Source organism: Pseudomonas sp. FBCC-B1565, assembly GCF_059133265.1.
On sequence record NZ_CP101438.1, the window covers coordinates 6,392,592 to 6,417,299 of the forward strand.

General features: G+C 60.6%; 22 protein-coding genes. 14 read left to right on the forward strand and 8 right to left on the reverse strand.

What is annotated here, in order from left to right:
* Window positions 1–270: 270 nt before the first annotated feature.
* From NL123_RS29435 to NL123_RS29445, 3 genes are all read left to right on the forward strand, one after another.
* Window positions 271–741, forward strand: coding sequence for a hypothetical protein (locus NL123_RS29435; protein ID WP_076955258.1), 471 nt, complete (start codon window positions 271–273; stop codon window positions 739–741).
* Window positions 742–1,018: 277 nt separating this feature from the next.
* Entirely contained in the window at window positions 1,019–1,375 is a 357-nt protein-coding gene (locus NL123_RS29440; RefSeq protein ID WP_058424849.1) for a DUF1493 family protein, read from the forward strand.
* 158 nt (window positions 1,376–1,533) lie between these two features.
* Complete coding sequence (locus NL123_RS29445) at window positions 1,534–2,397, forward strand: EamA family transporter (protein WP_494356886.1); 864 nt, start codon at window positions 1,534–1,536, stop codon at window positions 2,395–2,397.
* A 54-nt stretch (window positions 2,398–2,451) separates the two neighbouring features.
* Here the strand turns inward: NL123_RS29445 and NL123_RS29450 are convergent, their stop codons facing one another.
* Both NL123_RS29450 and hslO read right to left on the reverse strand, forming a co-directional pair.
* A complete protein-coding gene (locus tag NL123_RS29450) occupies window positions 2,452–3,993 on the reverse strand; it encodes a phosphoenolpyruvate carboxykinase (protein ID WP_248485669.1) in 1,542 nt (513 codons plus the stop codon).
* Between the two features lie 179 nt (window positions 3,994–4,172).
* Window positions 4,173–5,075 (reverse strand): Hsp33 family molecular chaperone HslO, encoded by a 903-nt coding sequence (hslO, locus tag NL123_RS29455; protein ID WP_248485668.1) that lies wholly within the window; start codon window positions 5,073–5,075, stop codon window positions 4,173–4,175.
* A 104-nt stretch (window positions 5,076–5,179) separates the two neighbouring features.
* Here hslO and NL123_RS29460 point away from each other — a divergent pair, with 104 nt between their 5' ends.
* Window positions 5,180–5,983, forward strand: a complete 804-nt coding sequence (locus NL123_RS29460) for a phosphatase PAP2 family protein (RefSeq protein ID WP_248485667.1) — start codon at window positions 5,180–5,182, stop codon at window positions 5,981–5,983.
* A gap of 133 nt (window positions 5,984–6,116) precedes the next feature.
* Here NL123_RS29460 and NL123_RS29465 read toward each other — a convergent pair whose 3' ends face one another.
* A complete protein-coding gene (locus NL123_RS29465; protein WP_058424805.1) occupies window positions 6,117–6,524 on the reverse strand; it encodes an RNA-binding S4 domain-containing protein in 408 nt (135 codons plus the stop codon).
* A gap of 115 nt (window positions 6,525–6,639) precedes the next feature.
* On the opposite strand from NL123_RS29465, the gene rimA reads away from it, so the two are divergent.
* Genes rimA through rimK form a run of 3 tightly spaced genes read left to right on the forward strand, consistent with a single transcriptional unit; the run spans window position 6,640 to window position 8,817 of the window.
* Entirely contained in the window at window positions 6,640–7,419 is a 780-nt protein-coding gene (rimA, locus tag NL123_RS29470; protein WP_058424806.1) for a S6 modification regulatory phosphodiesterase RimA, read from the forward strand.
* 13 nt (window positions 7,420–7,432) lie between these two features.
* Window positions 7,433–7,915, forward strand: coding sequence for a retropepsin-like aspartic endopeptidase RimB (gene rimB, locus NL123_RS29475; RefSeq protein WP_494356887.1), 483 nt, complete (start codon window positions 7,433–7,435; stop codon window positions 7,913–7,915).
* Window positions 7,912–8,817: a 30S ribosomal protein S6--L-glutamate ligase gene (gene rimK, locus NL123_RS29480; protein WP_025855543.1), complete on the forward strand. Its 906-nt coding sequence runs from the start codon at window positions 7,912–7,914 to the stop codon at window positions 8,815–8,817. Before rimB ends, rimK begins: the two co-directional genes overlap by 4 nt.
* 125 nt (window positions 8,818–8,942) lie before the next feature.
* Here rimK and NL123_RS29485 read toward each other — a convergent pair whose 3' ends face one another.
* The gene (locus NL123_RS29485) at window positions 8,943–10,256 is read right to left on the reverse strand and encodes an ATP-binding protein (RefSeq protein ID WP_021491614.1); all 1,314 of its coding nucleotides are present in this window, start codon (window positions 10,254–10,256) and stop codon (window positions 8,943–8,945) included.
* A gap of 117 nt (window positions 10,257–10,373) precedes the next feature.
* Window positions 10,374–11,114 (reverse strand): osmolarity response regulator transcription factor OmpR, encoded by a 741-nt coding sequence (ompR, locus tag NL123_RS29490; protein WP_016979041.1) that lies wholly within the window; start codon window positions 11,112–11,114, stop codon window positions 10,374–10,376.
* A gap of 357 nt (window positions 11,115–11,471) precedes the next feature.
* Here ompR and NL123_RS29495 point away from each other — a divergent pair, with 357 nt between their 5' ends.
* The 7 genes from NL123_RS29495 (at window position 11,472) to tauD (ending at window position 19,693) form a co-directional block, all read left to right on the forward strand.
* A complete protein-coding gene (locus NL123_RS29495) occupies window positions 11,472–13,808 on the forward strand; it encodes a Tex family protein (RefSeq protein ID WP_494356888.1) in 2,337 nt (778 codons plus the stop codon).
* Window positions 13,808–14,191, forward strand: coding sequence for a PaaI family thioesterase (locus tag NL123_RS29500; RefSeq protein ID WP_071493165.1), 384 nt, complete (start codon window positions 13,808–13,810; stop codon window positions 14,189–14,191). Before NL123_RS29495 ends, NL123_RS29500 begins: the two co-directional genes overlap by 1 nt.
* Before the next feature lie 214 nt (window positions 14,192–14,405).
* A complete protein-coding gene (gene gshA, locus NL123_RS29505) occupies window positions 14,406–15,989 on the forward strand; it encodes a glutamate--cysteine ligase (RefSeq protein ID WP_071493166.1) in 1,584 nt (527 codons plus the stop codon).
* A gap of 249 nt (window positions 15,990–16,238) precedes the next feature.
* A complete protein-coding gene (gene tauA, locus NL123_RS29510) occupies window positions 16,239–17,216 on the forward strand; it encodes a taurine ABC transporter substrate-binding protein (protein ID WP_494356889.1) in 978 nt (325 codons plus the stop codon).
* A 16-nt stretch (window positions 17,217–17,232) separates the two neighbouring features.
* Window positions 17,233–18,012: a taurine ABC transporter ATP-binding subunit gene (gene tauB / locus NL123_RS29515; protein WP_248485662.1), complete on the forward strand. Its 780-nt coding sequence runs from the start codon at window positions 17,233–17,235 to the stop codon at window positions 18,010–18,012.
* On the forward strand, window positions 18,009–18,845 hold the full coding sequence (gene tauC / locus NL123_RS29520; protein ID WP_248485661.1) for a taurine ABC transporter permease TauC: 837 nt from the start codon (window positions 18,009–18,011) through the stop codon (window positions 18,843–18,845). Before tauB ends, tauC begins: the two co-directional genes overlap by 4 nt.
* Window positions 18,846–18,856: 11 nt before the next feature.
* Entirely contained in the window at window positions 18,857–19,693 is an 837-nt protein-coding gene (gene tauD / locus NL123_RS29525; protein WP_494356890.1) for a taurine dioxygenase, read from the forward strand.
* 142 nt (window positions 19,694–19,835) lie between these two features.
* Here tauD and mgrA read toward each other — a convergent pair whose 3' ends face one another.
* The 3 genes from mgrA to betT form a co-directional block, all read right to left on the reverse strand.
* Window positions 19,836–20,873 (reverse strand): L-glyceraldehyde 3-phosphate reductase, encoded by a 1,038-nt coding sequence (mgrA, locus tag NL123_RS29530; RefSeq protein WP_010214105.1) that lies wholly within the window; start codon window positions 20,871–20,873, stop codon window positions 19,836–19,838.
* 109 nt (window positions 20,874–20,982) lie between these two features.
* Complete coding sequence (locus tag NL123_RS29535; protein ID WP_248488163.1) at window positions 20,983–22,311, reverse strand: OprD family outer membrane porin; 1,329 nt, start codon at window positions 22,309–22,311, stop codon at window positions 20,983–20,985.
* A 295-nt stretch (window positions 22,312–22,606) separates the two neighbouring features.
* Complete coding sequence (gene betT / locus NL123_RS29540; RefSeq protein ID WP_494358354.1) at window positions 22,607–24,568, reverse strand: choline transporter BetT; 1,962 nt, start codon at window positions 24,566–24,568, stop codon at window positions 22,607–22,609.
* Window positions 24,569–24,708 lie beyond the last annotated feature (140 nt).

Genomic DNA, 24,708 nt, shown 5'->3' on the forward strand with positions numbered 1-24,708 from the left:
CTTGCTCGCGAAGATCGTCAACGATGACGCGGTAAACCTGGAAAACTGCGGCGCCCTGGGGTTCTTCGCGAGCAAGCTCGCTCCTACAACTGAACGCTTTAACCACCGAAAATCACTGCCATACAAATAATCACGGAAAGCCCTGTAAGAAACCTCCAAATACCGCGAAATCCCCTTCCGAAACTGCTTAAAACTCCTGCCCACCCCTCTATAAATCTCACCTTTCTCTGACTGAAACTGGCGCCCTTTCAACAGCCCCGGCAAATACTAGTGAACATCGAAAGGACTCAACATATCGGCCACCACGGTGTGATATTCACAGTGATTCGCTTCACTGTTGTACGTAGCAACCAGCAGGCTTTAGTCAATCTGTGCTTGCTGGAAGCAAAAGCGGCAGCACAGCAAGTTCGCGATCATGTACGCAGACTTTACGAAAGAATGCTGGCTAGAGATTTGCCATGCGAAATGGCGATCGCAATTTCGTACCCACTAAGGCGCAATCAAGCCGATCGGTTTAACGACCAAAACATACTGATCAAGCAAATAATCTCTGGAGCGGTTGCAGCACCAGCAATTGTAATCTCTGCAGCTACGGCAGGCTTTGTTCGCGATACGATTGACAGCAAGCTTCGCAGGTATCACGCAGGGGATATCATCATTGGTCTGGATGCCAGTGTGAGAGGCGGCATAGGTCCTCAGCGGTCAACACTATCAATGCATGTCTACTCGGACGAGCCTTAATCACATGGCCCTGTACCTGCAATCCGTCGTTTTTTTCATTTTCTATCTGGTGCTGCACTACCAAATCACCGACCCCGTCCTCAGAAAGCGCTTCGCCCTCACATTCCTTGCAACAGGCTTCACCTTGACGTTCCTACTACCCTACGTCGCGGTGATCCTCAGAATGCCTTTCCTACCTGTCTTCGTATTCTTGATAGGCTTGGCACTCTTCCTCACTCGAAACCAATACCAGATCCACCGCAACCGATCCCCTCACCCACTCCTGCGTGCCCCCACCATGAACCTCGCCCCCAACTTCCCCGAAGACCCCGTCATGCAGCAACTCCTGCAGCTCTTGCACGAAGAAATCGGCCTGCCAAAACACAAGACGATCCGCCTGCAAACCTCGATCAACTTCGACCTGGGCTGTGACGGCAGTGAGGCCAAGCAACTGATGGAAGCGCTGGAGCAGGAATTTGCGCTCGACCTGGGTGACTACGACACTTATCGTTACTTCAACCCGCCGGTGTTTGATGTATTTCTAAAGCGTCGGGCCAAGGGGCGCGGCGAAAAAGTGCCGCTGACCATCGGCATGCTCTACCTGGCGATCAAGACTCACAGCTGGGACACGCAGACCCTGGAAAACCTGAGCTGAGCGAACACAAATTCCAGGCACACCGGCACTCAAATGTGGGAGGGGGCTTGCCCCCGATAGCGGTGCGTCAGGCACAGATATACAGGCTGATAAACAGCTTTCGGGGGCAAGCCCCCTCCCACATTCGATGAGCGTGCTCAAAACAACAAGGACCTTACATGGACGTAACTATGGGCCTGCTGGCCGCCCTGCTGTGGGGCGGCACGGATTTTCTCGTGGGCCTCAACGCCCGCGCCGTGGGTGTTAAGCGTGCGGTGTATTTCGGCCAGGCGCTGGGCTTCCTGATCATGACCCTGCTGCTGGTCATCCTCCCGACCTTCCTGTTCAAAGCCCTCGACGCCGCGCTGAGCGTCTGGCTGCTGGGCATCGCTGCCGCCCTGTTCACCGTCTCCGGCGCCCTGGCGCTGTCCAAGGCCTTCGCCCTGGGCAAAGCCGCCATCGTGGCGCCGCTGGTGACCTCCTACGGCGTGGTGACCACCTTGCTGTCCTGGGCCAGCGGTGAACAGATCAGCCTGACGCAACTGGGCTGTATCGCCCTGTGTGTGATCGGCGTGATCTTCTCCAGCATTCACAAGGACAACGGCACCCCCCATAACAGTCCACGCCTGTCCATCGCCTACGCCATGCTTGCCGCCTTGCTGTATGGCACCAGCTTCTGGCTGCAAGGCCGCTACACACTGCCGGCGCTGGGGCCGATCACCATGTTGTGGCTGGGTTACATGGTTGGATTGTGCGTGCTGGTGGTGATGGTGTTGAAGATCAAGGACGGCCTGAAAATCCCAGCGCTGAAAAACTGTGCGACGCTGACCGGGGCAAGCCTGATGAACCTCGGCGGGTTCTCGGCGTTTTCGTGGGGGGCAATGGCGGGTTCGGTGTCGGTGGTGACGGTGATCAGTACGTTATCAGGCGGGATCGCGGCGATCCTGGGGTTCGTATTTTTCAAGGAGCGGTTGTCGGCGGTGCAGGTGCTGGGGGTTGGACTGGTACTGGCCGGCGCGGTGGTTTTACATATCGCCGACTAAACCGCACACAAAAAGCCGCCTCACAAGAGGCGGCTTTTTCACAACGACTGAATCTTACAACTTAGGACCTGCCGCCTTGATCGCATCGCTCACTTCAAACTTCTTGAAGTTCTCGATGAACAGACCGGCCAGCGCCTTCGCCGCTTCGTCGTAGGCAGCCTTGTCGGCCCAGGTGTTACGTGGGTTCAACAGGCTGGTTTCAACGCCCGGTACGGCCAATGGCACGTCGAGGTTGATGGTGTCGAGGTGCTCGGTTTCAGCACCGACCAACGCGCCGCTCTGGATCGCTGCAATCACGCCGCGAGTGGTCGGGATGTTGAAGCGCTTGCCGACGCCGTAGCCGCCGCCGGTCCAGCCGGTGTTGACCAGGTAGACCTTGGAGCCGAAGCCACGGATACGCTTGATCAGCAGTTCAGCGTATTCGCCAGCCGGGCGCGGGAAGAACGGTGCGCCGAAGCAGGTGGAGAAGGTCGACTTGATACCGCCGCCGGAACCCATTTCAGTCGAACCCACCAGCGCGGTGTAGCCGGACAGGAAGTGGTAGGCCGCCTGTTCTTCGCTGAGGATCGACACCGGTGGCAGTACGCCGGTCAGGTCGCAGGTCAGGAAGATCACCGCGTTTGGCTCGCCGCCCAGGTTCTTCTCGGAACGCTTGGCAACGTGCTCCAGCGGGTAGGCGGCGCGGCTGTTCTGGGTCAGGCTGACGTTGGTGTAGTCGGCGTGCTTGGCGTCGTCGATCACCACGTTTTCCAGCACGGCGCCGTGCTTGATGGCTTTCCAGATGACCGGCTCGTTCTTCTCGGACAGGTCGATGCACTTGGCATAGCAACCACCTTCGATGTTGAACACCACGCCTTCGCCCCAGCCGTGTTCGTCGTCACCGATCAGGTAACGGCTTTCGTCGGCGGACAGGGTGGTCTTGCCGGTGCCCGACAGACCGAAGAACAGGGTCACGTCGCCTGCTTCGCCAATGTTGGCGGCGCAGTGCATCGGCAGTACGTCGGAAGCCGGCAGCAGGAAGTTCTGCACCGAGAACATGGCTTTTTTCATTTCACCGGCGTAGCGCATGCCGGCGATCAGGACTTTTTTCTGGGCGAAATTGAGGATCACGCAACCGTCGGAGTTGGTGCCGTCACGCTCTGGCACGCATTCGAAGTTGGCCACGTTGAGCACTTGCCACTCTTCACGACCGGCCGGGTTGTACTGGGCCGGGTTGATGAACAGGCACCGACCGAACAGGTTCTGCCAGGCCGTCTGGGTGGTCATTTTCACAGCCAGGTAGTGGTCTTCGGCAGCCCCTACGTGAACGTGGGAAACGAAATGCTCTTGCGCGTTGTTGAATGCCTCGACGCGAGCCCACAGCGCATCGAACTTGTCGGCCGGGAACTTGCGGTTGATCGGGCCCCAGGCGATGGAAGCCTGGGTGGAAGGCTCTTCAACGATGAAACGGTCGACCGGCGAACGGCCAGTACGGTGACCGGTTTCGACGACCAGCGCGCCAGTATCGGCGAGCACGCCTTCACCACGCTGCAGGGCTTCTTTAACCAGATCGTCAACACTCAGATCGGTGTATACGGCGTTGTTGGCTTGCGTCATGAGGTTCCCCGTCGGCCTATGGCCGAGTGCTCCAAACGTTTTGTAGTAGAAAGTTGCGCACTACTACCGCGAAAAAAGTGGGCCGGATTATGCCAGAAAAGCCCAAAAAGAGTAGGGCCCTCCCGTCAGAACTGCGCTAATCCGGCGTTTGTCAGGTGATTTACCTGTGCTTAAACGTTTTAGTGGCGGGTGTCGGAAGGCGTGTCGATGCCTGCGCCGGCGAACAATTGCGCTACATCGGCCGCATCGAACAGGTAGCGCTCGTTGCAGAACTGGCAGTCGATCTCGATATGGCCGCCGTGCTCAACCACCAGGTTTTGCGCATCTTCCAGGCCCAGGCTGACCAGCGCATTGGCCGAACGCTCACGCGAGCAACTGCAATTGAAGCGCAGGCCCTGTGCGTCAAACAGTCGCACGGCCTCTTCGTGGTACAGGCGGTGCAGGATGGTTTCGTTATCCAGGCCCAGTTGCTCTTCAGCGGTGAGGGTGCCGGCCAGGGCGGTCAGCTTGCGCCAGCTGTCGGTGCGCTCATCCTCGTCCTTGATGCGGTCGGGCGGCAGTTGCTGCAACAGCATGCCGCGGGCGCGCTTGCCATCGGCGTTAAGCCAGAACTTGGTGCCCACCTGCTGGGACATCACGAAATAGTTGGTGAAGCAGTCCGACAGGGTTTCGCCATCCAGATCGACAATGCCCTGGTAGCGCTGGCCTTCGGTCGGATCGACGGTAATTGCCAGCACGCCGTTGGCCATCAGGTCGGACAAGGTGGCATCCGGCGCAATCTGGTCGGCTTCATAACGGGCCAAGCCACGGATTTCACGCTCGCTGGAGCATTCGATCATCAGCATCGGCACCGGGCCTTCGGAGCGCGCCTGCAGAATCAGCAAACCATCGAACTTCATGGTGCCCACCAGCAACGCTGCCGCTGCCATCAGTTCACCGAGCAGTTGCGCGACCGGCTCCGGATAGGGGTGCTTGGCGAGGACTTCGGCATAGCTGCGCTCCAGCGAGACCAGCTCGCCGCGGGCGTCGCTCTCGTCGAAGATGAAGCGTTGGGTGAAGTCGGTATCCGGTAGATCAGTCATAGGTCTGGGTATCTGAATTGATGACAAATTGATTACAAGGTTTATAGAATTAAACGCTTTAGCACCGTTTTGGTGCAGTTTTCTGAAGCCGTGGGGGACAGTTTATGAACAATCCGGGTTTGTTCCAAGCCAAGTGGAACCTCGGGCGATGGGCCGTTTGCAATCTACTCGCTGTCGGGTTGCTGTGTTTTTGGCTGTGGCCCACGGGCCAGATGCTGTGTGTGATGTTCGACGAGTGGCTGTTTCACCTGCTCAACGACCCGCTGGCGAGCAACTCCGCATGGCTGCACGTGTGGGCTGTAGCGAGTTTGCGACCGTTCGATGCGGTGGTCGGGGTGATTCTGCTGACGCTGTTGATTCGCGGCGATTGGGTGTTCAAGGCGGTGCAGGTGCGCCAGGCTTTGTTAGGTTTTGTCGGCATTCTGTTGCTGTTGCTGTTTATCCGCATGCTGTTTTCCAAACTCGCTGCGCACATGGGCTGGCAACACCATAGCCCGTCCATGGTGATCAGCGGGGCGATCCAGATGAGTGACTACTTCCCAGGCCTGGAGAAGACCTGGGAGTTGAAGGACCGTTCGAGCCAGAGCTTCCCCGGGGACCACGCCTCGGTGCTGCTGATTTGGGGGATGTTCATGACCGTGTTCGCCAAGCGCGCGGGCCAGGTGCTGGTGATCTGGGGCCTGGCGCTGCTGTTCATGATGCCGCGCCTGGTGGCGGGGGCGCATTGGGGGCAGGACGATTACATCGGCGGTGTGTTGCTGGCGCTGTTGGCGCTGGGCTGGGGATACTACACACCGTTTGCGGCGACGGTATCGAGTGGGTTGTTGCGGGTGACGGCGCCGGTGTTTGGGCTGGCTGCTCGTTTACCCATAGTGGGGCGAATGAGCGTTGTCAGGCCTGCGCAATAATTTGTAGTGAGCGAGCTTGCTCGCGCTGGGCTGCGGAGCGGCTCCAAAAAACGGGAGCGCTGCGCACTCCAGCGCGGGGCAAGCCCGCTCACCACAGCAAGCCCGATCGCCACAAAGGCCCGTTCGATTGAGGCTAGTCATCGTTGCCACTGCCGCGAAACTTGAACAGGTCGCGGCGTTGTTTCTTGCTCGGTTTGCCATCGGTGGTCATGCCCGTGGCGCCGGCCTTGCGCATCGCCGCCGCGTTTTCACGCTTGGCGATGCTGGCTTCGGTTTCGGCGTATAACGCTTGCGCTTCAGGTGCGCCACGACGAACGATGGATAGCGCCTGAACTACGACCGTCTTTTCATCAAACCCTGCACGAATCTGAAACTCATCACCGACACGTGGCTCTTTGCCCGGCTTGCAGCGCTCGCCGCGATGATGCACCTTGCCGCTTTCGATGGCGGCCTTGGCCAGGGCACGGGTTTTATAGAAACGCGCCGCCCACAGCCACTTGTCCAGACGGACCTTTTCTTCCTCTTCCTGCTTTTGAGCCACTTGAATTCCTCGCTCTGAAAAATGTCGCAACTTTACCGTTGAAACCCTTCGACGCATAAACCCCAAGGCTCACCTAAGATACGCCAGGTAGCACCCTGTTTTCGCGAGGTATGCTGTGACCGAATTTCCCCTTTCACTCACCTCGCCCAACCAGCGCTGTGTGGGTTGCCAGCAAAGCGAGCCCCTCGGGTTCGATTTTGCGTTCGCTTACCAGCCTATCGTAGACCTGCGGGACCATTCGATCTTTGCCCACGAAGCCCTGGTGCGTGGCACACAAGGCGAAGGGGCGCTGTCGGTGCTGGACCAGGTCAACGAAAGCAACCGCTACCGCTTCGACCAACGCTGCCGAACCCAGGCGATCGCCGGTGCGGCGACCTTGGGCATGCAAACGCACCTTTCGATCAACTTCATGCCCAATGCCGTGTACCGCCCGGAACTGTGCATCCGTAGCACCCTGGAGGCGGCTCGCGCACATAATTTTCCGTTGAACCGGCTGATTTTCGAAACCCTGGAAAGCGAGCATGTAGATAACTATCGCCATTTGACGAATATTCTGCGTGAATACCGCGAATTCGGCTTCAAGACCGCCATCGACGATTTCGGCGCGGGCTATTCGGGGCTGAACCTGCTGGCTGATTTCCAACCTGACCTGATCAAACTCGACATGGCGCTGATCCGCGATGTTGATCAGGATCGTGTTCGTCAGGTCATCGTCCAGGGGATTGTCACAATCTGTGAGCAGTTGGGGGTTACTGTCATCGCCGAAGGCATCGAAAGTGCCGGCGAACGGGACTTTCTCTCCGACTGTGGAATATTTCTGATGCAAGGCTACTGGTTCGCCAAGCCTGCATTTAAAGCCCTGGCCGAGGTATCCCCTCAGGCCTGGGCGAATTGATCGGTTATCCATATTGAAGACATTTGACCATTTGACCGTTGTGGGTCTGCGTGAGTGGGTGGCACTTCCCGATCTGGGAGTGGCAGGCCTGCGCGCGAAGATCGACACCGGTGCCAGCACCTCAAGTCTGCACGCCACCGACATTGAGCCGTTTGAGCGCGACGGCGAGCAGTGGGTGCGTTTTACCGCGCACTTGGGCAGCGTCGTGCAATTGCGTCACCGCCGCTGCGAAGCGCCCCTGGTGACGATGAAAACCATCAAGAGCTCCAATGGCCATGCGCAGGTGCGCTATGTCATCAGCACCACGTTGGCGCTGGGTGATCGGGTATGGCGGGTGGAATTTACCCTGGCCTGCCGCAAAGCCATGCGTTACCGCCTGTTGCTGGGCTCCAAAGCCTTGATTGACGGCCAATTGGTGGTCAATCCCGGTATCAAGTACGTTCAAGACAAGCCGGTGTTCCCGGTCTCTACCCTATCTGTCCCAGGTGCTGCATGAAGATTGCTGTGCTGTCGCGAAACCCGCGTCTGTATTCCACCCGCCGCCTGGTTGAGGCCGGCACCGAACGTGGCCACGAAATGGTGGTGATCGACACGTTGCGTGCCTATATGAACATCGCCAGCCACAAGCCGCAGATCCACTACCGGGGCAAGCCGCTGGAGGGGTTTGATGCCGTCATCCCGCGTATTGGCGCTTCGGTGACGTTTTATGGCTGCGCGGTGTTACGCCAGTTTGAAATGATGGGGGTGTTTCCCCTCAACGAATCGGTAGCCATTGCCCGCTCGCGGGATAAGCTGCGCTCCCTGCAGCTGCTGTCGCGCCGAGGTATCGGCCTACCGGTGACTGGCTTCGCCCACTCCCCCGACGACATCCCTGACCTGATCGACATGGTCAATGGCGCGCCGCTGGTGATCAAAGTGCTGGAAGGCACCCAGGGTATCGGCGTGGTGCTGTGTGAAACCGCGACGGCGGCCGAATCCGTGATCGAGGCGTTCATGGGCCTCAAGCAGAACATCATGGTGCAGGAATACATCAAGGAGGCTGGTGGTGCGGATATCCGCTGCTTCGTGGTGGGCGACAAGGTGATTGCGGCGATGAAGCGCCAAGCCAAGCCGGGGGAGTTCCGCTCAAACCTGCACCGTGGCGGTAGCGCCAGCCTGATCAAGATTACCCCGGAAGAACGCATGACCGCACTGCGGGCGGCCAAGGTCATGGGGTTGGCCGTGGCGGGTGTGGATATCTTGCGCTCCAACCATGGGCCACTGGTGATGGAGGTGAATTCATCGCCGGGGCTGGAAGGGATCGAGACCACCACCGGGAAGGATGTCGCGGGGATCATCATTCAACATCTGGAGAAGAATGGTGGGCCAAATATGACCAGGACCAAGGGCAAGGGCTGATCAACCGCCACAAACCAGTGTGGGAGCGGGCTTGCTCGCGAAAGCGGTGGATCAGTCAAATATGTATCGACTGACCCCCTGCATTCGCGGGCAAGCCCGCTCCCACATTTGACCTGTGTCGGTGCTTAGACCGCGTCGCGAGGCAACATCAGCCCAAGCGGCAAGCGCACCCGCGCCTCCAGGCCACCCTCTTCGCGGTTGCGCAACTCAACATTGCCCCCATGCATCGAGGCAATCCGCCGCACAATCGCCAACCCAAGGCCAGTGCCCTTGCCACCCCGGGCACGGTCGCCACGGGTGAAGGGGTTGAAGATGCCTTCCAACTCATCCGGGTCGATGCCTGCCCCCCGGTCCATCACGCTCAGCACCACATAGGGCGCTGCACTGTCGCCAGACACATACGCCGCCACTTCCACATCGGAACCGGCGTGGTGCAAGGCGTTGCCAATCAGGTTGTTCAACAGGCGCTTCATCGACACTCGACGCAACGCAAACGGCTGGATCGGCTCCAGACGCATGCGCACCTGTTCGCCGTTCTGGTTATAGGGAGCGACCACCTCACGCACCAGGTCCGTCAGGTCGACTTCCTCCACCACCTCATCACGGCCATCGCGGATAAACGCCAGGAACTGGTCGAGAATCGCGTCCATGTCCTCAATGTCGCGGACCATGTCATCGGTGAGATCCGTATGGTTGCCCATCAACTCCAGCGACAGGCGCAATCGCGTCAACGGTGTGCGCAAGTCGTGGGACACCCCCGCCAGCATCAGCTCGCGCTCGCGCCCAGCCTGTTCGACGTCTTCCGCCATCTGGTTGAACGCGCCATACACCTCGGTCATTTCGCTGGGCGTATCGCTGACTGGCAGGCGCACACTGCGTCCCTGACCCAATTGGCGGGCGGCAAACACAAGACGCTTGAGCGGCTGGTTGAGCTGACGCACAAAGATCCACGCCGACGCCGTTGAAAGCAGCCCGATCGCCAGGAACCAGCCCAGCACGTTCCAGATTTTCTGCCCGCGCAGCGGATGCGGATACAACGGCACTTTCAACCAGTCCTCGCCCAGGCTCGGCGCACGCACCCACAATGCCGGCGATACATGCATGCGCAACCGCACCTCGGTGTCTTCACCCAGCTCGGCCTGCATCTGGCGCTGGTAGATCTCACTGTAGGGCCAATGCTGCTCGCCTTCCGGCACACCCGCGCCCGCCACACGCACCAGAGTGGCGGCCTTGGCGATTTTCTCGCGATTCTCGGGGTCAGCGGCCCAATAGGCACGCAACGTCAGGGCTACGCCGTGACTGTATTGTCGATCCACCAGCACGTCCTCGTTCATCAACAGATAAACCAGCGTGAGTGCCTTGGAAAACAGAACGACGATCAGCACCAGCCAGAGGGTGCGGGAGAAGAAACTTTGGGGGAACCACAACGGGGTTTTCATAGAAGACAGCTGGATACCTTGCAGAAACGAGCGGCGCTCGCAGAATTGCAGACGCCGGGCATCCCGTCGACCCTCATGGAGTCAGACACCGGGAGGCCCGTAACTGCAAATCATCGGTCAACTGGTTTTGTTGCCATCCGGCACAAACACATAACCTACGCCCCACACCGTCTGGATATACCGTGGCTTGGACGGGTCCGGCTCGATCATCCGACGCAGACGGGAGATCTGCACGTCGATGGAACGCTCCAGGGCATCCCATTCCCGGCCACGGGCCAGGTTCATCAACTTGTCGCGGGTCAGCGGCTGGCGAGCGTTCATCACCAGGGCCTTGAGCACGGCGAATTCGCCGGTGGTGAGCATGTGCACTTCATCGCCACGCTTGAGCTCACGGGTCGCCAGCGACAGTTCGTAGTCGCCAAAGGTGACACTTTCGTCTTCGCTGCCCGGTGCGCCCGGTACCGGCGGGGCCTGGCGACGCAGTACGGCCTTGACCCGTGCCATCAGCTCATCGGGGTTGAAGGGTTTGGCCAGGTAGTCATCAGCGCCCAGTTCGAGGCCCTTGATACGGCTCAACTCATCGCCCTTGGCGGTGAGCATGATGATTGGAATCTGGTTGTTCGCGCCGCGCAGGCGCTTGCAGGCGGTCAGGCCGTCTTCACCGGGCAGCATGAGGTCGAGTACGACCAGGTTGAACACTTCGCGCCCCAGCAGGCGGTCCATCTGCTCGGTATTCGGCACCGCGCGGGCACGGTAGCCCTTGGAGTTGAAGAAACGCTCCAGCAGGCTGCTCAGCCCCGGATCGTCATCAACGATGAGAATTTTTTCGCCTTCAGCAGTTTGTGCAGTGCTGCTCATTGGATGCTCCTCTTATCTCGGCGCGCATTATGGCCTAGCTGCCGTTATACGCACCGTGTGCATTGTTAGCAGATTTTTCCTCTACCGCCAGCGAACCCGCGCCCTACAACCGTTGGCGCAATCCCCCCCAAGGACAGAACGCTGGTTATAATGCGCCGCCGCCGTGCAGGGCAACGTCAGATCGTTACCGTTTGCTGCCGGGGCTTTTTTTACCCGCTTGTCGCGAATTTTTCGATTTCGAGGGTCAATAGGCTGCCTCTTGACCCAGGCAGCGGCGCCAGTCGGGCCGCTCAACCAGCCTCCCAGGGCCTTGTTTTCCGGGCCTGCGAGCTGCTTTTCAGAATTTCAGGTGGTTTTATGGACAGCATCAACAGCCGCATCGCCGAGGAACTCGGTGTACGCCCACAACAGGTCGAAGCGGCCGTCGCTCTACTGGATGAAGGCTCCACGGTGCCCTTCATCGCCCGTTACCGTAAAGAAGTGACCGGCAGCCTCGACGACACCCAACTGCGTCACCTGGAAGAGCGCCTGCGCTACCTGCGAGAACTCGACGAACGGCGCATCAGCATCCTCGCCAGCATCGAGGAACAGGGCAAGTTGACCCCACAACTCGAGCGCGACATCAAGCTCGCCGACACCAAGACCCGCCTCGAAGACCTCTACCTGCCGTACAAACAGAAGCGTCGCACCAAGGGCCAGATCGCCCTGGAAGCCGGCCTGGGCGAGCTGGCCGACGGTCTGTTCAACGACCCGTCGCTGGCCCCGGAAGTTGAAGCCGCCCGCTTCATTGATGCAGAAAAAGGCGTCGCCGACGTCAAGGCCGCCCTCGAAGGCGCCAAGTACATCCTCATGGAACGCTTTGCCGAAGACGCCAGCCTGCTGGAAAAACTGCGCAGCTACCTGAAGCAGGAAGCCATCCTCAGCGCCCGCGTCATCGCCGGCAAAGAGGAAGAAGGCGCCAAGTTCCGCGATTACTTCGAACACGACGAGCCGCTGAAAAGCATGCCGTCCCACCGCGCGCTGGCGATTTTCCGTGGCCGCAACGAAGGCATTCTCAGCTCCGCGCTGAAGGTCGGCGACGAATTGCCAGGCACCATGCACCCGTGCGAGGGCATGATCGGTCAACAATTCGGCATCCAGAATCAGAACCGTCCTGCGGACAAGTGGCTCGGCGAAGTGGTGCGCTGGACCTGGAAGGTCAAGCTCTACACCCACCTGGAAACCGACCTGCTCGGCGAATTGCGCGACGGCGCCGAAACCGAGGCGATCAACGTGTTCGCCCACAACCTGCACGACCTGCTGCTGGCCGCCCCGGCCGGCCCGCGCGCGACCCTGGGCCTCGACCCGGGCCTGCGTACCGGCTGCAAGGTCGCCGTGGTCGACGCCACCGGCAAACTGTTGGACCACGCCACGGTGTATCCGCATGTGCCGCACAACAAGTGGGACCAGACCCTGGCGATCCTGGCCGCCCTGTGCGCCAAGCACGCGGTGGACCTGATCGCCATCGGCAACGGCACCGCCAGCCGCGAAACCGACAAGCTGGCCGCCGAACTGATCAAAAAATACCCAGCCATGAAGATGACCAAGGTCATGGTTTCCGAAGCCGGCGCTTCGGTGTACTCGGCGTCGGAACTGGCGTCCAAGGAATTCCCGGACCTCGACGTGTCGATCCGTGGCGCGGTATCCATCGCCCGTCGCCTGCAGGACCCGTTGGCCGAGCTGGTGAAAATCGACCCTAAATCCATCGGTGTCGGCCAGTACCAGCACGACGTGTCGCAGCTGAAACTGGCGCGCGGCCTGGATGCGGTGGTGGAAGACTGCGTAAACGCCGTGGGCGTGGACGTGAACACTGCCTCCGTGGCACTGCTGGCGCGAATCTCCGGCCTCAATGCCACCCTGGCGCAGAACATCGTCAGTCACCGTGACGAAAACGGCGCGTTCAAAACCCGCGCCGCGCTGAAAAAAGTCGCACGCCTGGGTGAAAAAACCTTCGAACAGGCCGCCGGCTTCCTGCGCGTCATGAATGGCGACAACCCGCTGGATGCGTCTGCGGTCCACCCGGAAGCCTACCCGCTGGTGCAACGCATCGCTGCCGAGACCGACCGCGATATCCGTTCGCTGATCGGCGACGCCGCTTTCCTCAAGCGCTTGGATCCCAAGAAGTACACCGACGAAACCTTCGGCGTACCGACCATCACCGACATCCTGCAAGAGCTGGAAAAACCGGGCCGCGACCCACGTCCCGAGTTCAAGACCGCCGAGTTCCAGGACGGTGTCGAAGACCTCAAGGACCTGCAACCGGGCATGATCCTCGAAGGCGTGGTGACTAACGTGACCAACTTCGGCGCCTTTGTGGACATCGGCGTGCATCAGGACGGTTTGGTGCACATCTCCGCGCTTTCGGAGAAATTCATCAAGGATCCCCGCGAAGCGGTCAAGGCGGGTGACGTGGTCAAGGTCAAGGTCATGGAAGTCGACATCCCGCGCAAACGCGTCGGCCTGTCGATGCGCATGAGCGACACCCCCGGCGAGAAAATCGACGGTGCCCGTGGTGCACGCCCAGGCTCGGCACCGCGCCAGTCGCAGAACCGCTCTGAAAACAATGCACCGCGCAAGGAAACCGCCCCCGCCGCGCCAAGCAACAATGCCATGGCTTCGCTGTTCGCCAACGCCAAACAGCTGAAGAAACGTTGATGGAAATCCCGGCCGGCTTGACCCAGAGCGCCTTCAGCGAACTGATCGGCTGCCGCCTGCAACGCCTTGAAGAAGGCGTTGCCGAGGTGGCCCTGACCCTGGAGCCGCAACTGCGCAACCGCGCGGGCAAGCTCCATGGTGGGGCGATTTTCAGCCTGGTGGACATTACGATGGGACTGGCCTGCTCCAGCTCCCATGGTTTCGACCAGCAGAGCGCGACCATCGAGTGCAAGATCAATTACATCCGCGCCGTGTCGGACGGTGACGTGCTGTGTACCAGCCGGGTGATTCATGCCGGCCGCCGTACGCTGGTGGTCGAGGCGGAGGTGTATCAGGACGAAAGACTTGTCGCAAAAGCACAGGGCACCTTCGCTGTCCTATAGCTCCCCACCCCCGATTTGAGTTAATTTCGGCGCTGCACTAACGGCGTCGGAATTTTCTCGCTGCGCTGTAGCCAAATTCATGGAGTGAAGTCGGCATATTCAGAGCGGGTCAAATCGACTCAAAACCAGGCGATCACGCCAGTTTCAACTTCACCCTTGTAGACCGTCCTGCCCACCCCCATATTGGGGCGACTGACGCGTGAAGGAATCCAACTTGAGCGAACTTCTCAACCGCCGCCTGGCCCTGCTCGGCAAGCGCGAACACCTCTCCCTGCTAGAGCAGTGCTTGCACGGCATCGAGCGCGAATGCCTGCGTGTCACCGGTGAGGGTCGACTGGCGCAAACGCCGCACCCCGAAGCCCTGGGCGCCGCGTTGACCCACGAACAGATCACCACCGACTACTCGGAATCGCTGCTGGAGTTCATCACTCCCGCCCTGCCCAACCCGGCCGATACCCTGAGCAGCCTGGACAAGATCCATCGCTTTGCCTACACCAAGCTCGGCAGCGAATACCTGTGGAGCCCCTCGATGCCGTGCCCGTTGCCGGCCGAGGAAGACATCCCGATTGCCTACTACGGCACGTCCAATATCGGCCAACTCAAGTACGTGTACCGCAAGGGCCTGGCCCTGCGTTACGGCAAGACCATGCAGTGCATCGCCGGCATCCACTACAACTTCTCGTTGCCCGAGGCACTGTGGCCGTTGCTCAAGGAAACCGAAGGGTTTGTCGGCACCGACCGCGACTACCAGTCCAACGCCTATATCGCGCTGATCCGTAACTTCCGCCGCTACAGCTGGCTGTTGATGTACCTGTTCGGTGCGTCACCGGCCCTGGACGCCGGGTTCCTGCGTGGTCGTTCGCACCAGTTGGAAGTGCTCGACGCCGATACCCTGTACCTGCCCTACGCCACCAGCCTGCGCATGAGTGACCTGGGTTACCAGAGCAATGCCCAGGCCGGCCTCACGCCGTGCTACAACGACCTGGCCAGCTACACCGACAGCCTGCGCGAAGCGGTGGCAACGCCCTATGCGCCCTACGTCGAAATCGGCACGCACAAGGATGGTGAGTGGGTACAGCTCAACACCAACATCCTGCAGATCGAAAACGAGTACTACTCCAACATCCGCCCCAAGCGCGTGACCTACACCGGCGAGCGGCCGATCCAGGCGCTGATGGCCCGTGGCATCCAGTACATCGAAGTACGCTGCCTGGATATCAACCCGTTCCTGCCCATGGGTATCGACTTGCAAGAGTCGCGCTTCCTCGACGCCTTCCTGCTGTTCTGCGCACTGAACGACAGCCCGCTGTTCGCCAACAACGAGTGCGGCAACGCCACCTCCAACTTCCTCAGCGTGGTCAAGGAAGGTCGCCGTCCGGGCCTGCAACTGCAACGCCAGGGCCAGCCGGTGGACATGAAGGAATGGGCCGCCGAGCTGCTCGAACAGATTGCGCCACTGGCTGCCTTGCTGGATGAGAGCCACGGCATCACCGAGCACAGCCAGGCGCTGGACGCCCAGTTGGCCAAGGTCAACGATTCGTCCCTGACCCCGTCGGCCCAGGTGCTGGCGGCGATGGCCGAGCGTAAAGAGAGCTTTGCGCAATTCTCCCTGCATCAGAGCCAGCTGCACGCCGAGCATTTCCGCAAGGAGCCGCTGGCGGCTGAAGAGCAGGCGCGTTTTGAAGAACTCGCGCGTGCCTCACTGGCACAGCAAGCCGAGCTGGAGCAAAACGAAGTGGGCGACTTTGACGTGTTTGTCGGCTCGTACCAAGCCAGCATCCTCGCCATCAGCAACTAAGTAAGCTGAAATCGGGGCAAATGTGGGAGGGGGCTTGCCCCCGATGGCGTGGGTCAGCTACCTATACAGTGGCTGACATGCTGCTATCGGGGGCAAGCCCCCTCCCACATTTGACTTCCACCCGATTGAAGGTCAGCGCTCACAACTCTTCTCATAAGCTAATTCGAAAATGTTATTTATTTTCGGATTCTTAGATCATTTAGTCTCCTCACACGCCGACCCTCGGCCGCCTGATTGAGGAGCTTCCCCTTGAAACTGTTAACCCCTCTGCGTCTCCTGGCCGCATTGTCCCTGGCCGGTGCCAGCCTGTTTGCCCAGGCGGCGGACGTGACCATCGCTTACCAGACCACCGTGGACCCGGCCAAAGTCGCCCAAGCCGATGGCGCCTATGAAAAAGCCACCCACGCCAAGATCAACTGGCGCAAATTCGACAATGGCGCCGACATCATCGCCGCCATCGCTTCCGGTGACGTGCAGATCGGCTACCTCGGTTCCAGCCCGCTGACCGCCGCGATCACCCGCAAAGTACCGGTGGAAACCTTCCTGGTGGCCACCCAGATCGGCGGCGCCGAAGCCCTGGTGGCGCGCAACGGTTCGGGCATCAACAGCCCGCAGGACCTGATCGGCAAAAAAATCGCCGTGCCGTTCGTTTCCACCGGCCACTACAGCCTGCTGGCCGCACTCAAGCACTGGAACATCGACCCCTCCAAAGTGACCATCCTCAACCTCGCGCCACCGGCAATCATCGCCGCCTGGAAGCGTGGTGACATCGACGCCACCTACGTATGGGACCCCGCCCTGGGCGTGGCCAAGGAAAATGGCAAGGTGCTGATCACCTCCGGCGAACTGGCCAAATTTGGCGCGCCAACCTTCGATGCCTGGATCGTGCGCAAGGACTTCGCCGAGAAGCACCCGGAAATCGTCACCGCGTTCGCCAAAGTCACCCTGGATGCCTACGCCGCCTACCGCAAAGACCCACAAGCCTGGCTCGCCGATAAAGGCAACGTCGACAAACTGGTGAAACTCTCCGGCGCCAAGGCCAGCGACATCCCACTGCTGCTGCAAGGCAACGTCTACCCGCTGGCCGCTGACCAGGTGACCCTGCTGGGCGCACCGACCACCAAGGCTGTGACCGACACCGCCGCGTTCCTCAAGGAACAAGGCAAGGTCGACGCTGTACTGCCGGACTACGCCCCTTACGTCAGCGCCAAATTCATCACCAATTGATCGGGAGTTCATCGCGATGGCCTTGCTACAGCTGGAGCGCATCAGCGCACAGTACCCAGGCGCCACAGAACCGGTACTGTCAGATATTTCACTCGACCTGGGGCCCCAGCAGTTGCTGGTGGCTCTCGGCCCGTCCGGCAGTGGCAAGACTTCGCTGTTGAACCTGATTGCCGGTTTCGTCGAACCTTGCGCCGGGCGCATCACCCTCGATGGCGTGCCGGTCAAAGGTCCCAGTGCCGAACGTGGCGTAGTGTTCCAGGACGACGCCCTGCTGCCTTGGCAAGACGTGCTGGCCAATGTCGGCTTCGGCCTGGAGCTGGCTGGCGTGCCCAAGGCGCAACGTGAAGTCCGCGCCCGGGAAATGCTCGCGCTGGTGGACCTCGCCGGTTTCGACAGCCGCCGTATCTGGCAGCTTTCCGGCGGCCAGAAGCAACGCGTCGGGCTGGCCCGCGCCCTGGCGGCCGACCCTCGTGTGCTGCTGATGGACGAGCCCTTCGGCGCCCTTGATGCCTTCACCCGCGAACAGATGCAGGAATTGCTGCTGCAGGTCTGGCGGCGCACGGCCAAGCCGGTATTCCTGATTACCCACGACATCGAAGAAGCGGTGTTCCTCGCCACCGACCTGATCCTGTTGGCGCCCAACCCCGGCCAGATCGTCGAACGCCTGCACCTGGACTTCGGCCAACGCTACGCCGCCGGTGAGTCGGCGCGGGCGATCAAGTCCGACCCACGCTTTATCGAAACCCGCGAACACGTACTGGGCAAAGTGTTCTCCCAACGCCAGGTGTCCGCATGAGCAGCTACGAACTTCCCGCCACGGTGACCAAACCGGCGGCACACGCAGTGGTCCCGGTACGCCGCAGCCTGAGCACGCGTTGGATCAGCGTGTTGACCCTGTTTGCGTTGCTGGCCCTCTGGTGGGCGGTGACCGCCAGTGGCTTGATCGAGCCGCTGTTCCTGCCACCGCCGTCCGCCGTGCTGCAAAAGGGCTGGCTGCTGGCGACCAGCGGCTATATGGATTCCACCTTGTGGCAGCACCTGGGCGCGAGCCTCAGCCGTATCGGCCTGGGCCTGGGCTTTGCCGTGCTGACCGCCGTGCCGGTGGGGATCGCCATCGGCTCCAACCGAATCGCCCGTGGCATCCTCGACCCGCTGATCGAGTTCTACCGGCCGATCCCGCCGCTGGCCTACCTGCCGCTGATCGTGATCTGGTGCGGCATCGGCGAGCTGTCCAAGGTGCTGCTGATCTACCTGGCGATTTTTGCGCCGATAGCCATTGCCACCGCCACCGGCGTGCGCACCGTCGACCCGGCCAAGCTGCGGGCGGCGCAGTCGTTGGGCGCCACCCGTGCCCAGTTGATTCGGCATGTGATCCTGCCGAGCGCACTGCCCGACATCCTCACCGGCGTGCGCATCGGGCTGGGTGTGGGTTGGTCGACATTGGTCGCCGCAGAATTGATCGCGGCCACCAGCGGCCTGGGCTTCATGGTGCAGTCGGCGGCGCAGTTCCTGGTCACCGACGTGGTGGTGCTGGGCATCCTGGTCATTGCCCTGATCGCCTTCGCCATGGAAATGGGCCTGCGCGCCCTGCAGCGTAAACTGGTGCCGTGGCATGGCCAGGCACATTGAGTGAGAACAGCATGAGCAGCCTGACCGTTACCCCCATTAACACCGCATTGGGTGCCCTGATCAGTGGCGTCGATATCACCCAGCCGTTGAACATTGAAGAGCGCGATGCCATCGAACAGGCGTTGCTCCAGCACTCGGTGCTGTTCTTCCGTGATCAACCAATCACCCCCCAACAGCAAGCACGGTTCGCGGCGCATTTCGGTGACCTGCATATTCACCCGATCTACCCCAACGTGCCGGACCAGCCCGAAGTGCTGATCCTCGACACCGCCGTCACCGACGTGCGCGACAACGCCGTGTGGCACACCGACGTGACCTTCCTGCCGACACCGGCGCTCGGCGCGGTGCTCAGCGCCAAGCTGCTGCCGGCGTTTGGTGGCGATACGCTGTGGGCCAGCGGGATTGCGGCCTATGAAGCATTGTCCGCACCGTTGAAGCGCTTGCTCGACGGGCTGACGGCGACCCATGACTTCACCAAGTCCTTCCCGCTGGAGCGTTTTGGCAACACCGCCGAAGACCTGGCTCGCTGGGAAGAAACCCGCAGGAAGAACCCGCCGTTGTCGCATCCGGTAGTGCGCACGCACCCGGTGAGCGGGCGTAAGTCGCTGTTCGTGAGTGATGGGTTTACCACCAAGATCAATGAGCTTGAACCGGCGGAGAGTGAAGCAATCTTGAAGCTCTTGTTCGCCCACGCAACGCGTCCGGAATTCACCATCCGCTGGCGCTGGCAGGAGAATGACGTGGCGTTCTGGGACAACCGCGTGACCCAGCACTACGCGGTGGATGACTACCGGCCGCAGCGGCGGGTGATGCATCGGGCGACGATTTTGGGGGATGTGCCGTTCTAGGCCCACACAATCTCAGCAACACTGAAGATCAAAGTGTGGGAGGGGGCTTGCCCCCGATAGCAGATTGTCGGCCAACTAATCAGTGATTGACCCACCGCCATCGGGGGCAAGCCCCCTCCCACAATGGCCGAGTGATGACCAGTTATTCAGCCGTGGACGGCTTTTCCCACAGGTTGATCCCGCCTTCCTGCGCAAACCGATCAATCTCCGCCAGTTCTTCCGCGCTGAAGCTCAAATTTTTCAACGCCCCGACGTTCTCGATAATCTGCTCCGGCCGACTCGCACCGATCAGCGCGCTGGTCACCCGTGGGTCACGCAGGGTCCAGGCCAACGCCAGTTGCGCCAGGCTCTGGCCACGCCGCTGGGCGATTTCATTCAGCGCACGCACGTGGGCGATGTTGGCTTCGGACAAGTGCTTGGCCTGCAACGAACCACCACCCGGACGGTTGACCCGCGCATCCGCCGGTACGCCGTTGAGGTACTTGTCGGTCAGCAACCCCTGGGCCAGCGGCGTGAAGGCAATCACGCCGGCGCCGAGTTCTTCGGTGGTGTCCAGCAGGTCTTTTTCCACCCAGCGGTTGAGCAGGTTGTAGGCCGGCTGATGGATCAGCAGCGGCACTTTCCACTCTTTCAGCAGGGCGGCGATTTCGCGGGTTTTTACCCCCGAGTAGGACGAGATACCGATATACAACGCCTTGCCTTGTTGCACGGCAGTAGCGAGTGCACTGGCGGTTTCTTCCAGGGGGGTGTCGGCGTCAAAACGGTGGGAGTAGAAGATGTCCACATAGTCGACACCCAGGCGTTGCAGGCTCTGGTCGAGGCTGGCCAGCACGTATTTTCGCGAGCCGCCGCCCTGGCCGTAAGGGCCGGGCCACATGTCCCAGCCGGCTTTGCTGGAGATGATCAGTTCGTCGCGGTAGTGCTTGAAGTCTTCGCGCAGCAAACGGCCGAAGTTGATCTCGGCGCTGCCGTAGGGCGGGCCGTAGTTGTTGGCCAGGTCGAAGTGGTTGATGCCCAGGTCGAACGCGGTGCGCAGCAGGGCGCGCTGGGTGTCGATCGGGGTGCTGTCGCCAAAGTTGTGCCACAGCCCCAGGGACAGTGCGGGCAGCACCAGTCCACTGCGGCCTACGCGGCGATACGGAATAGATTCATAGCGGTTTTCGGCAGCAATGTAAGTCATCGAATCCTCTCTTGAACTTGGGACAAATAAGGCCCGGGAATAACGCTATTCCCAGGCCTTTTAAGCAGCTGAATCGCTTAAGTCTGCCGTTCCGTTCTACAGCAATTGCCTACCAGAGGGGAACGACATAACTCACATAGAAGCGGTTTTCATCCTGCACGGTGGCACCGGTGATATCCGGGCTGGCGTGCGCATTTTTCCAGGTCACGCCCAGGCCTTTAAGGGTGCCGGTCGGTACTTGGTAAGCCACGGCAATGTTGCGCTCCCACTCGCTGGTGGTGCCCTGCACGGTGCGGATGTCATCGCCGTGGGCATAGGCGGCGGAGAACGTCAGGCCCGTGAGGCCCAGCTTACCGAAGTCATACTTGTACTGCGCAAGCCAAGTACGCTCACCGGCGTGTTGAAATTTATTCAACTGCATGTTGGTCAGCGCCGGGGTGTCGGCGCCTGAGCCTGGGCCTTGGCGGTTGTCACCGCTGTTCAGGCCGGAATCCAGGTACGGAAAGTCGCTGTCGCCGCTGTTTTTCTGGATGCCCAGGCCAACGGTATGCCCGTCCAGGCTGTAGCTCTCAAGCAGGCTGGCGGTGGTCTGGTTGATGCGACCCTTGCCCGTGCCGTCACCGTAGAGGCCGGCCGCCGCGAAGTCTTTGTCTCCGTCGGCGTTGCCGCCCACGCCCAGGCTGCGGAACACCCGCACATCGGTGTCGATAGCGCCCACCGACAAGGCATCATGGCGCTTGGCGCCAAGGAAGAACTGCTGGTAGTAATCCTCAAGGTTGGAGTACCACAGGCTGACCGTGGTGTTCTGGATGCCGGTGTAGTCCGCACCGCCGAACAGGAAACGATCGCTCTCTTTGGTGCCACCGGCGGTAATCATGCCCTGGTCGCCGGTTTCGTTGCGGATCTTGGTCTTGAAGATATCGCCACCGGTGAAGGTGAAATCACTGAGGTCCTTGGACACCAGTTGCACACCGGTATTGGTCTGCTGGTACAGGCGCCCGTCGGTGTTGGCCAGCACCGGGTTGTTGCCGTAGAGCGTACCCAGGCGCAACTCGTCCTTGGCGAAACGCATCTTGAACGTCGGGCTCAACACGCCGAACTGGTCGGCGGACTTGCCGTTGTCCAGCGGGAACATGCTGCCGGGGTAGCGGCCCTGGTGATCCTTGTCGTTGAGATCGCCACCGGAGTCTAGCTTCAACCCGTAGAACGCCTGCAGGTCCAGGCCAAACCCCACCGGGCCTTCGGTGTAGCCGGACTTGAAGTTGAACTCAAACCCCTGGCCCCAATCGCGAATGCTGTGGGCCTTGGCGTTGCTGTTCACCACGTCACGCCCCTGCTGGTTGAGGTAGCGGTTGAGCAGGGTCACATCGGCGTGGCTGTCATCGATAAAATCGGCATGGGCGGACAGCATAAAGCTCGCCATGGCGGCACCCACCATAGGGCTTATCAACGTCTTCATTGGTACCGGTCTCCGTCACTGTTCTGAAATGAAAGCGTCAAACGCTTCACACAATTACGCAGTGGCCAGATGACAGTTGCGCGTCAAAACAGGCGGGCGACGGATGAAATTAAATTTAAGAAAACCCGAAAATTCAGGGCCTTGCACATACTTTTGTGGGAGGGGGCTTGCCCCCGATTGCGGTAGGCCAGCCAGCTCATCGGATACTGACACTCCGCTATCGGGGGTAAGCCCCCTCCCACATAAAGCTTCTCTGACAGGTCTGCGTTGAGCGTCAACGCACCAAGTGCAGGAACTGCAAGTGTCGCTCGTATTGGTCGAGGATGTCGTTGATGATCTGCTCCTTGGTATAGCCGACCAGGTCATAGTCCTGGCTGCCCTCGGCCAAGTGCACTTCCGCCCGGTAGTAGCGACGGTTGTTGATCTCTTTGGAGCCCATGCCACCACGGGCAAACGACGGCGTGAAGTAGCCGCGCATCTGCACTTGATAGACGAAGGGATGTTGCTCGCCATGGCCGATTTCCAGGCTGACGCTGTCGTTGGACGGGTCGGGCTGGGTGACCACACTCAGGCCCTTCTCGACGAACACCGCCGTCACCTCTTCAATCGCCGGGCGCACGGTTGATTCCAGGAAGCGATACACCTCATCCCGCGACGGGAAATGCACCGCCTGGCTCAACCGCTGACGCCAGCCGCCCCGGCCTTTGCGCGCTGCCGAAACCGGCGCCAGCGAGTGCAACTGGGCGATCTGCTTCTGCGATTCGAGGTAGAACGCCTTGTGCAGCCCCCACATCATCAGCAGCAGGATCATCGAGAACGGCAGCGAGGTCAGCACCACCGCTGACTTGAGCGAGTCGATGCTGCCGGCGAACAGCAAGGCACTGGTGACCAGCGCTGTCATCGCGCCCCAGAACACCCGCAGCCATTTCGGCCCGTCTTCATCGGCGTTGCCGCCCTTGGACGACAGGGTCGACAGCACCACGGTGCCGGAGTCGGCCGAGGTGACGAAGAACACGAAGCTGATAAACACCGTGACCGCGATAACGGTCTTGCTCCACGGGTAGGTTTCCAGCAGCAGGTAGAGGCTCATCGACGGGTCATCGATGGCCGATTGGCCGAGTGCGGCCATGCCGTGGTTGAGCACCTGGTCGATAGCGCTGTTGCCGAAGATCGACATCCACGCCAGGGTGAAACCCAGCGGGATCAGCAACACGCCGAACACGAATTCGCGGATGGTACGGCCACGGGAAATACGCGCGATGAACAGGCCCACGAACGGCGACCATGCAATCCACCAGGCCCAGTAGAACACGGTCCAGCCGCCCAGCCAGTCGCTGGGTTTGTCGTAGGCATACACGTCGAAACTCTTGGTCGGCAAGGCTCCCAGGTAGTCACCGATGTTCTGGATCAGGGTGTTGAGCAAATGCTGGGTGGGGCCGGCGAACAACACGAACAGCAACAGCGCACAGGCCAGCAGCATGTTGATGTCTGACATCACCCGCACGCCCTTGTCGACGCCGGCCACGGCGACCAGGATCGCAGCGCCCATCATCAGGGTGATGAGGCCAACCTGGATCCACTGGGTATGGGCAATGCCGAACAGGTAATCCAGCCCTGAGTTGAGGTGCAGCACCCCAAAGCCCATGTCCGCGCCCAGGCCGAACACCGTGGCGATGATGCCGAAGCCATCCACTGCGTAACCGATGGGGCCATTGATGCGTTTGCCGATCAGCGGGTACAACGCCGAGCGCAACGCCAGCGGCAGGTTATGCCGGTAGGCGAAGTACGCCAGGGCCATGCCGACAAAGGCGAACACGCCCCAGCCATGCAGGCCCCAGTGCAAAAACAGAATCTGCATGGCCTGGCGTGCGGCGTCGGCGTTCATCGGCACGCCTTGCGGCGGTTGCACCAGGTGCGTCAGCGGCTCGGAGACGCAGAAGAAGAACAGCGTGATGCTGATCCCGGCGGCGAACAGCATGCCGGCCCAGGACAGGTAACTGAATTCGGGCTCGTCGTGGTCGGCACCGAGTTTTATCTTGCCGTAGCCCGATAGCGCGGTGACCACCACGAAGACCAGATACAGGGTCATCGCCAGCATGTAGTACCAGCCGACCGTGTTGGCCGCCCAGTTTTGCGCTGCCAGCAGCCAGGCACCGGCCTGTTGCGGGATAGCGATGACAGTAATGCCGAACAGCAGGATAAACGTCGCGGCAAAGTAGAAGACCGGCGCATTCATGCGCACCAGGCCGCTGGATGGGGTGGACGATGCACTCATGAACGATGCACCCCGAGGGTGAGGGATGTGGCTGTCAATAACGGACTCAGCAAAGGTAAGCCTCCTGTTGTGAGCGGGCAGCGAACCACCGGGTTTAACTT

Bases quoted from the DNA above. Each gene is read 5' to 3' on its own strand.
- NL123_RS29440 (WP_058424849.1), top strand. From the start codon at position 1,019: ATGAACCTCGCCCCCAACTTCCCCGAAGACCCCGTCATGCAGCAACTC.
- NL123_RS29445 (WP_494356886.1), top strand. From the start codon at position 1,534: ATGGACGTAACTATGGGCCTGCTGGCCGCCCTGCTGTGGGGCGGCACG.
- NL123_RS29450 (WP_248485669.1), bottom strand. From the start codon at position 3,993: ATGACGCAAGCCAACAACGCCGTATACACCGATCTGAGTGTTGACGAT.
- hslO (WP_248485668.1), bottom strand. From the start codon at position 5,075: ATGACTGATCTACCGGATACCGACTTCACCCAACGCTTCATCTTCGAC.
- NL123_RS29460 (WP_248485667.1), top strand. From the start codon at position 5,180: ATGAACAATCCGGGTTTGTTCCAAGCCAAGTGGAACCTCGGGCGATGG.
- rimK (WP_025855543.1), top strand. From the start codon at position 7,912: ATGAAGATTGCTGTGCTGTCGCGAAACCCGCGTCTGTATTCCACCCGC.
- NL123_RS29485 (WP_021491614.1), bottom strand. From the start codon at position 10,256: ATGAAAACCCCGTTGTGGTTCCCCCAAAGTTTCTTCTCCCGCACCCTC.
- ompR (WP_016979041.1), bottom strand. From the start codon at position 11,114: ATGAGCAGCACTGCACAAACTGCTGAAGGCGAAAAAATTCTCATCGTT.
- NL123_RS29495 (WP_494356888.1), top strand. From the start codon at position 11,472: ATGGACAGCATCAACAGCCGCATCGCCGAGGAACTCGGTGTACGCCCA.
- NL123_RS29500 (WP_071493165.1), top strand. From the start codon at position 13,808: ATGGAAATCCCGGCCGGCTTGACCCAGAGCGCCTTCAGCGAACTGATC.
- tauB (WP_248485662.1), top strand. From the start codon at position 17,233: ATGGCCTTGCTACAGCTGGAGCGCATCAGCGCACAGTACCCAGGCGCC.
- tauC (WP_248485661.1), top strand. From the start codon at position 18,009: ATGAGCAGCTACGAACTTCCCGCCACGGTGACCAAACCGGCGGCACAC.
- tauD (WP_494356890.1), top strand. From the start codon at position 18,857: ATGAGCAGCCTGACCGTTACCCCCATTAACACCGCATTGGGTGCCCTG.
- mgrA (WP_010214105.1), bottom strand. From the start codon at position 20,873: ATGACTTACATTGCTGCCGAAAACCGCTATGAATCTATTCCGTATCGC.
- NL123_RS29535 (WP_248488163.1), bottom strand. From the start codon at position 22,311: ATGGTGGGTGCCGCCATGGCGAGCTTTATGCTGTCCGCCCATGCCGAT.
- betT (WP_494358354.1), bottom strand. From the start codon at position 24,568: ATGAATGCGCCGGTCTTCTACTTTGCCGCGACGTTTATCCTGCTGTTC.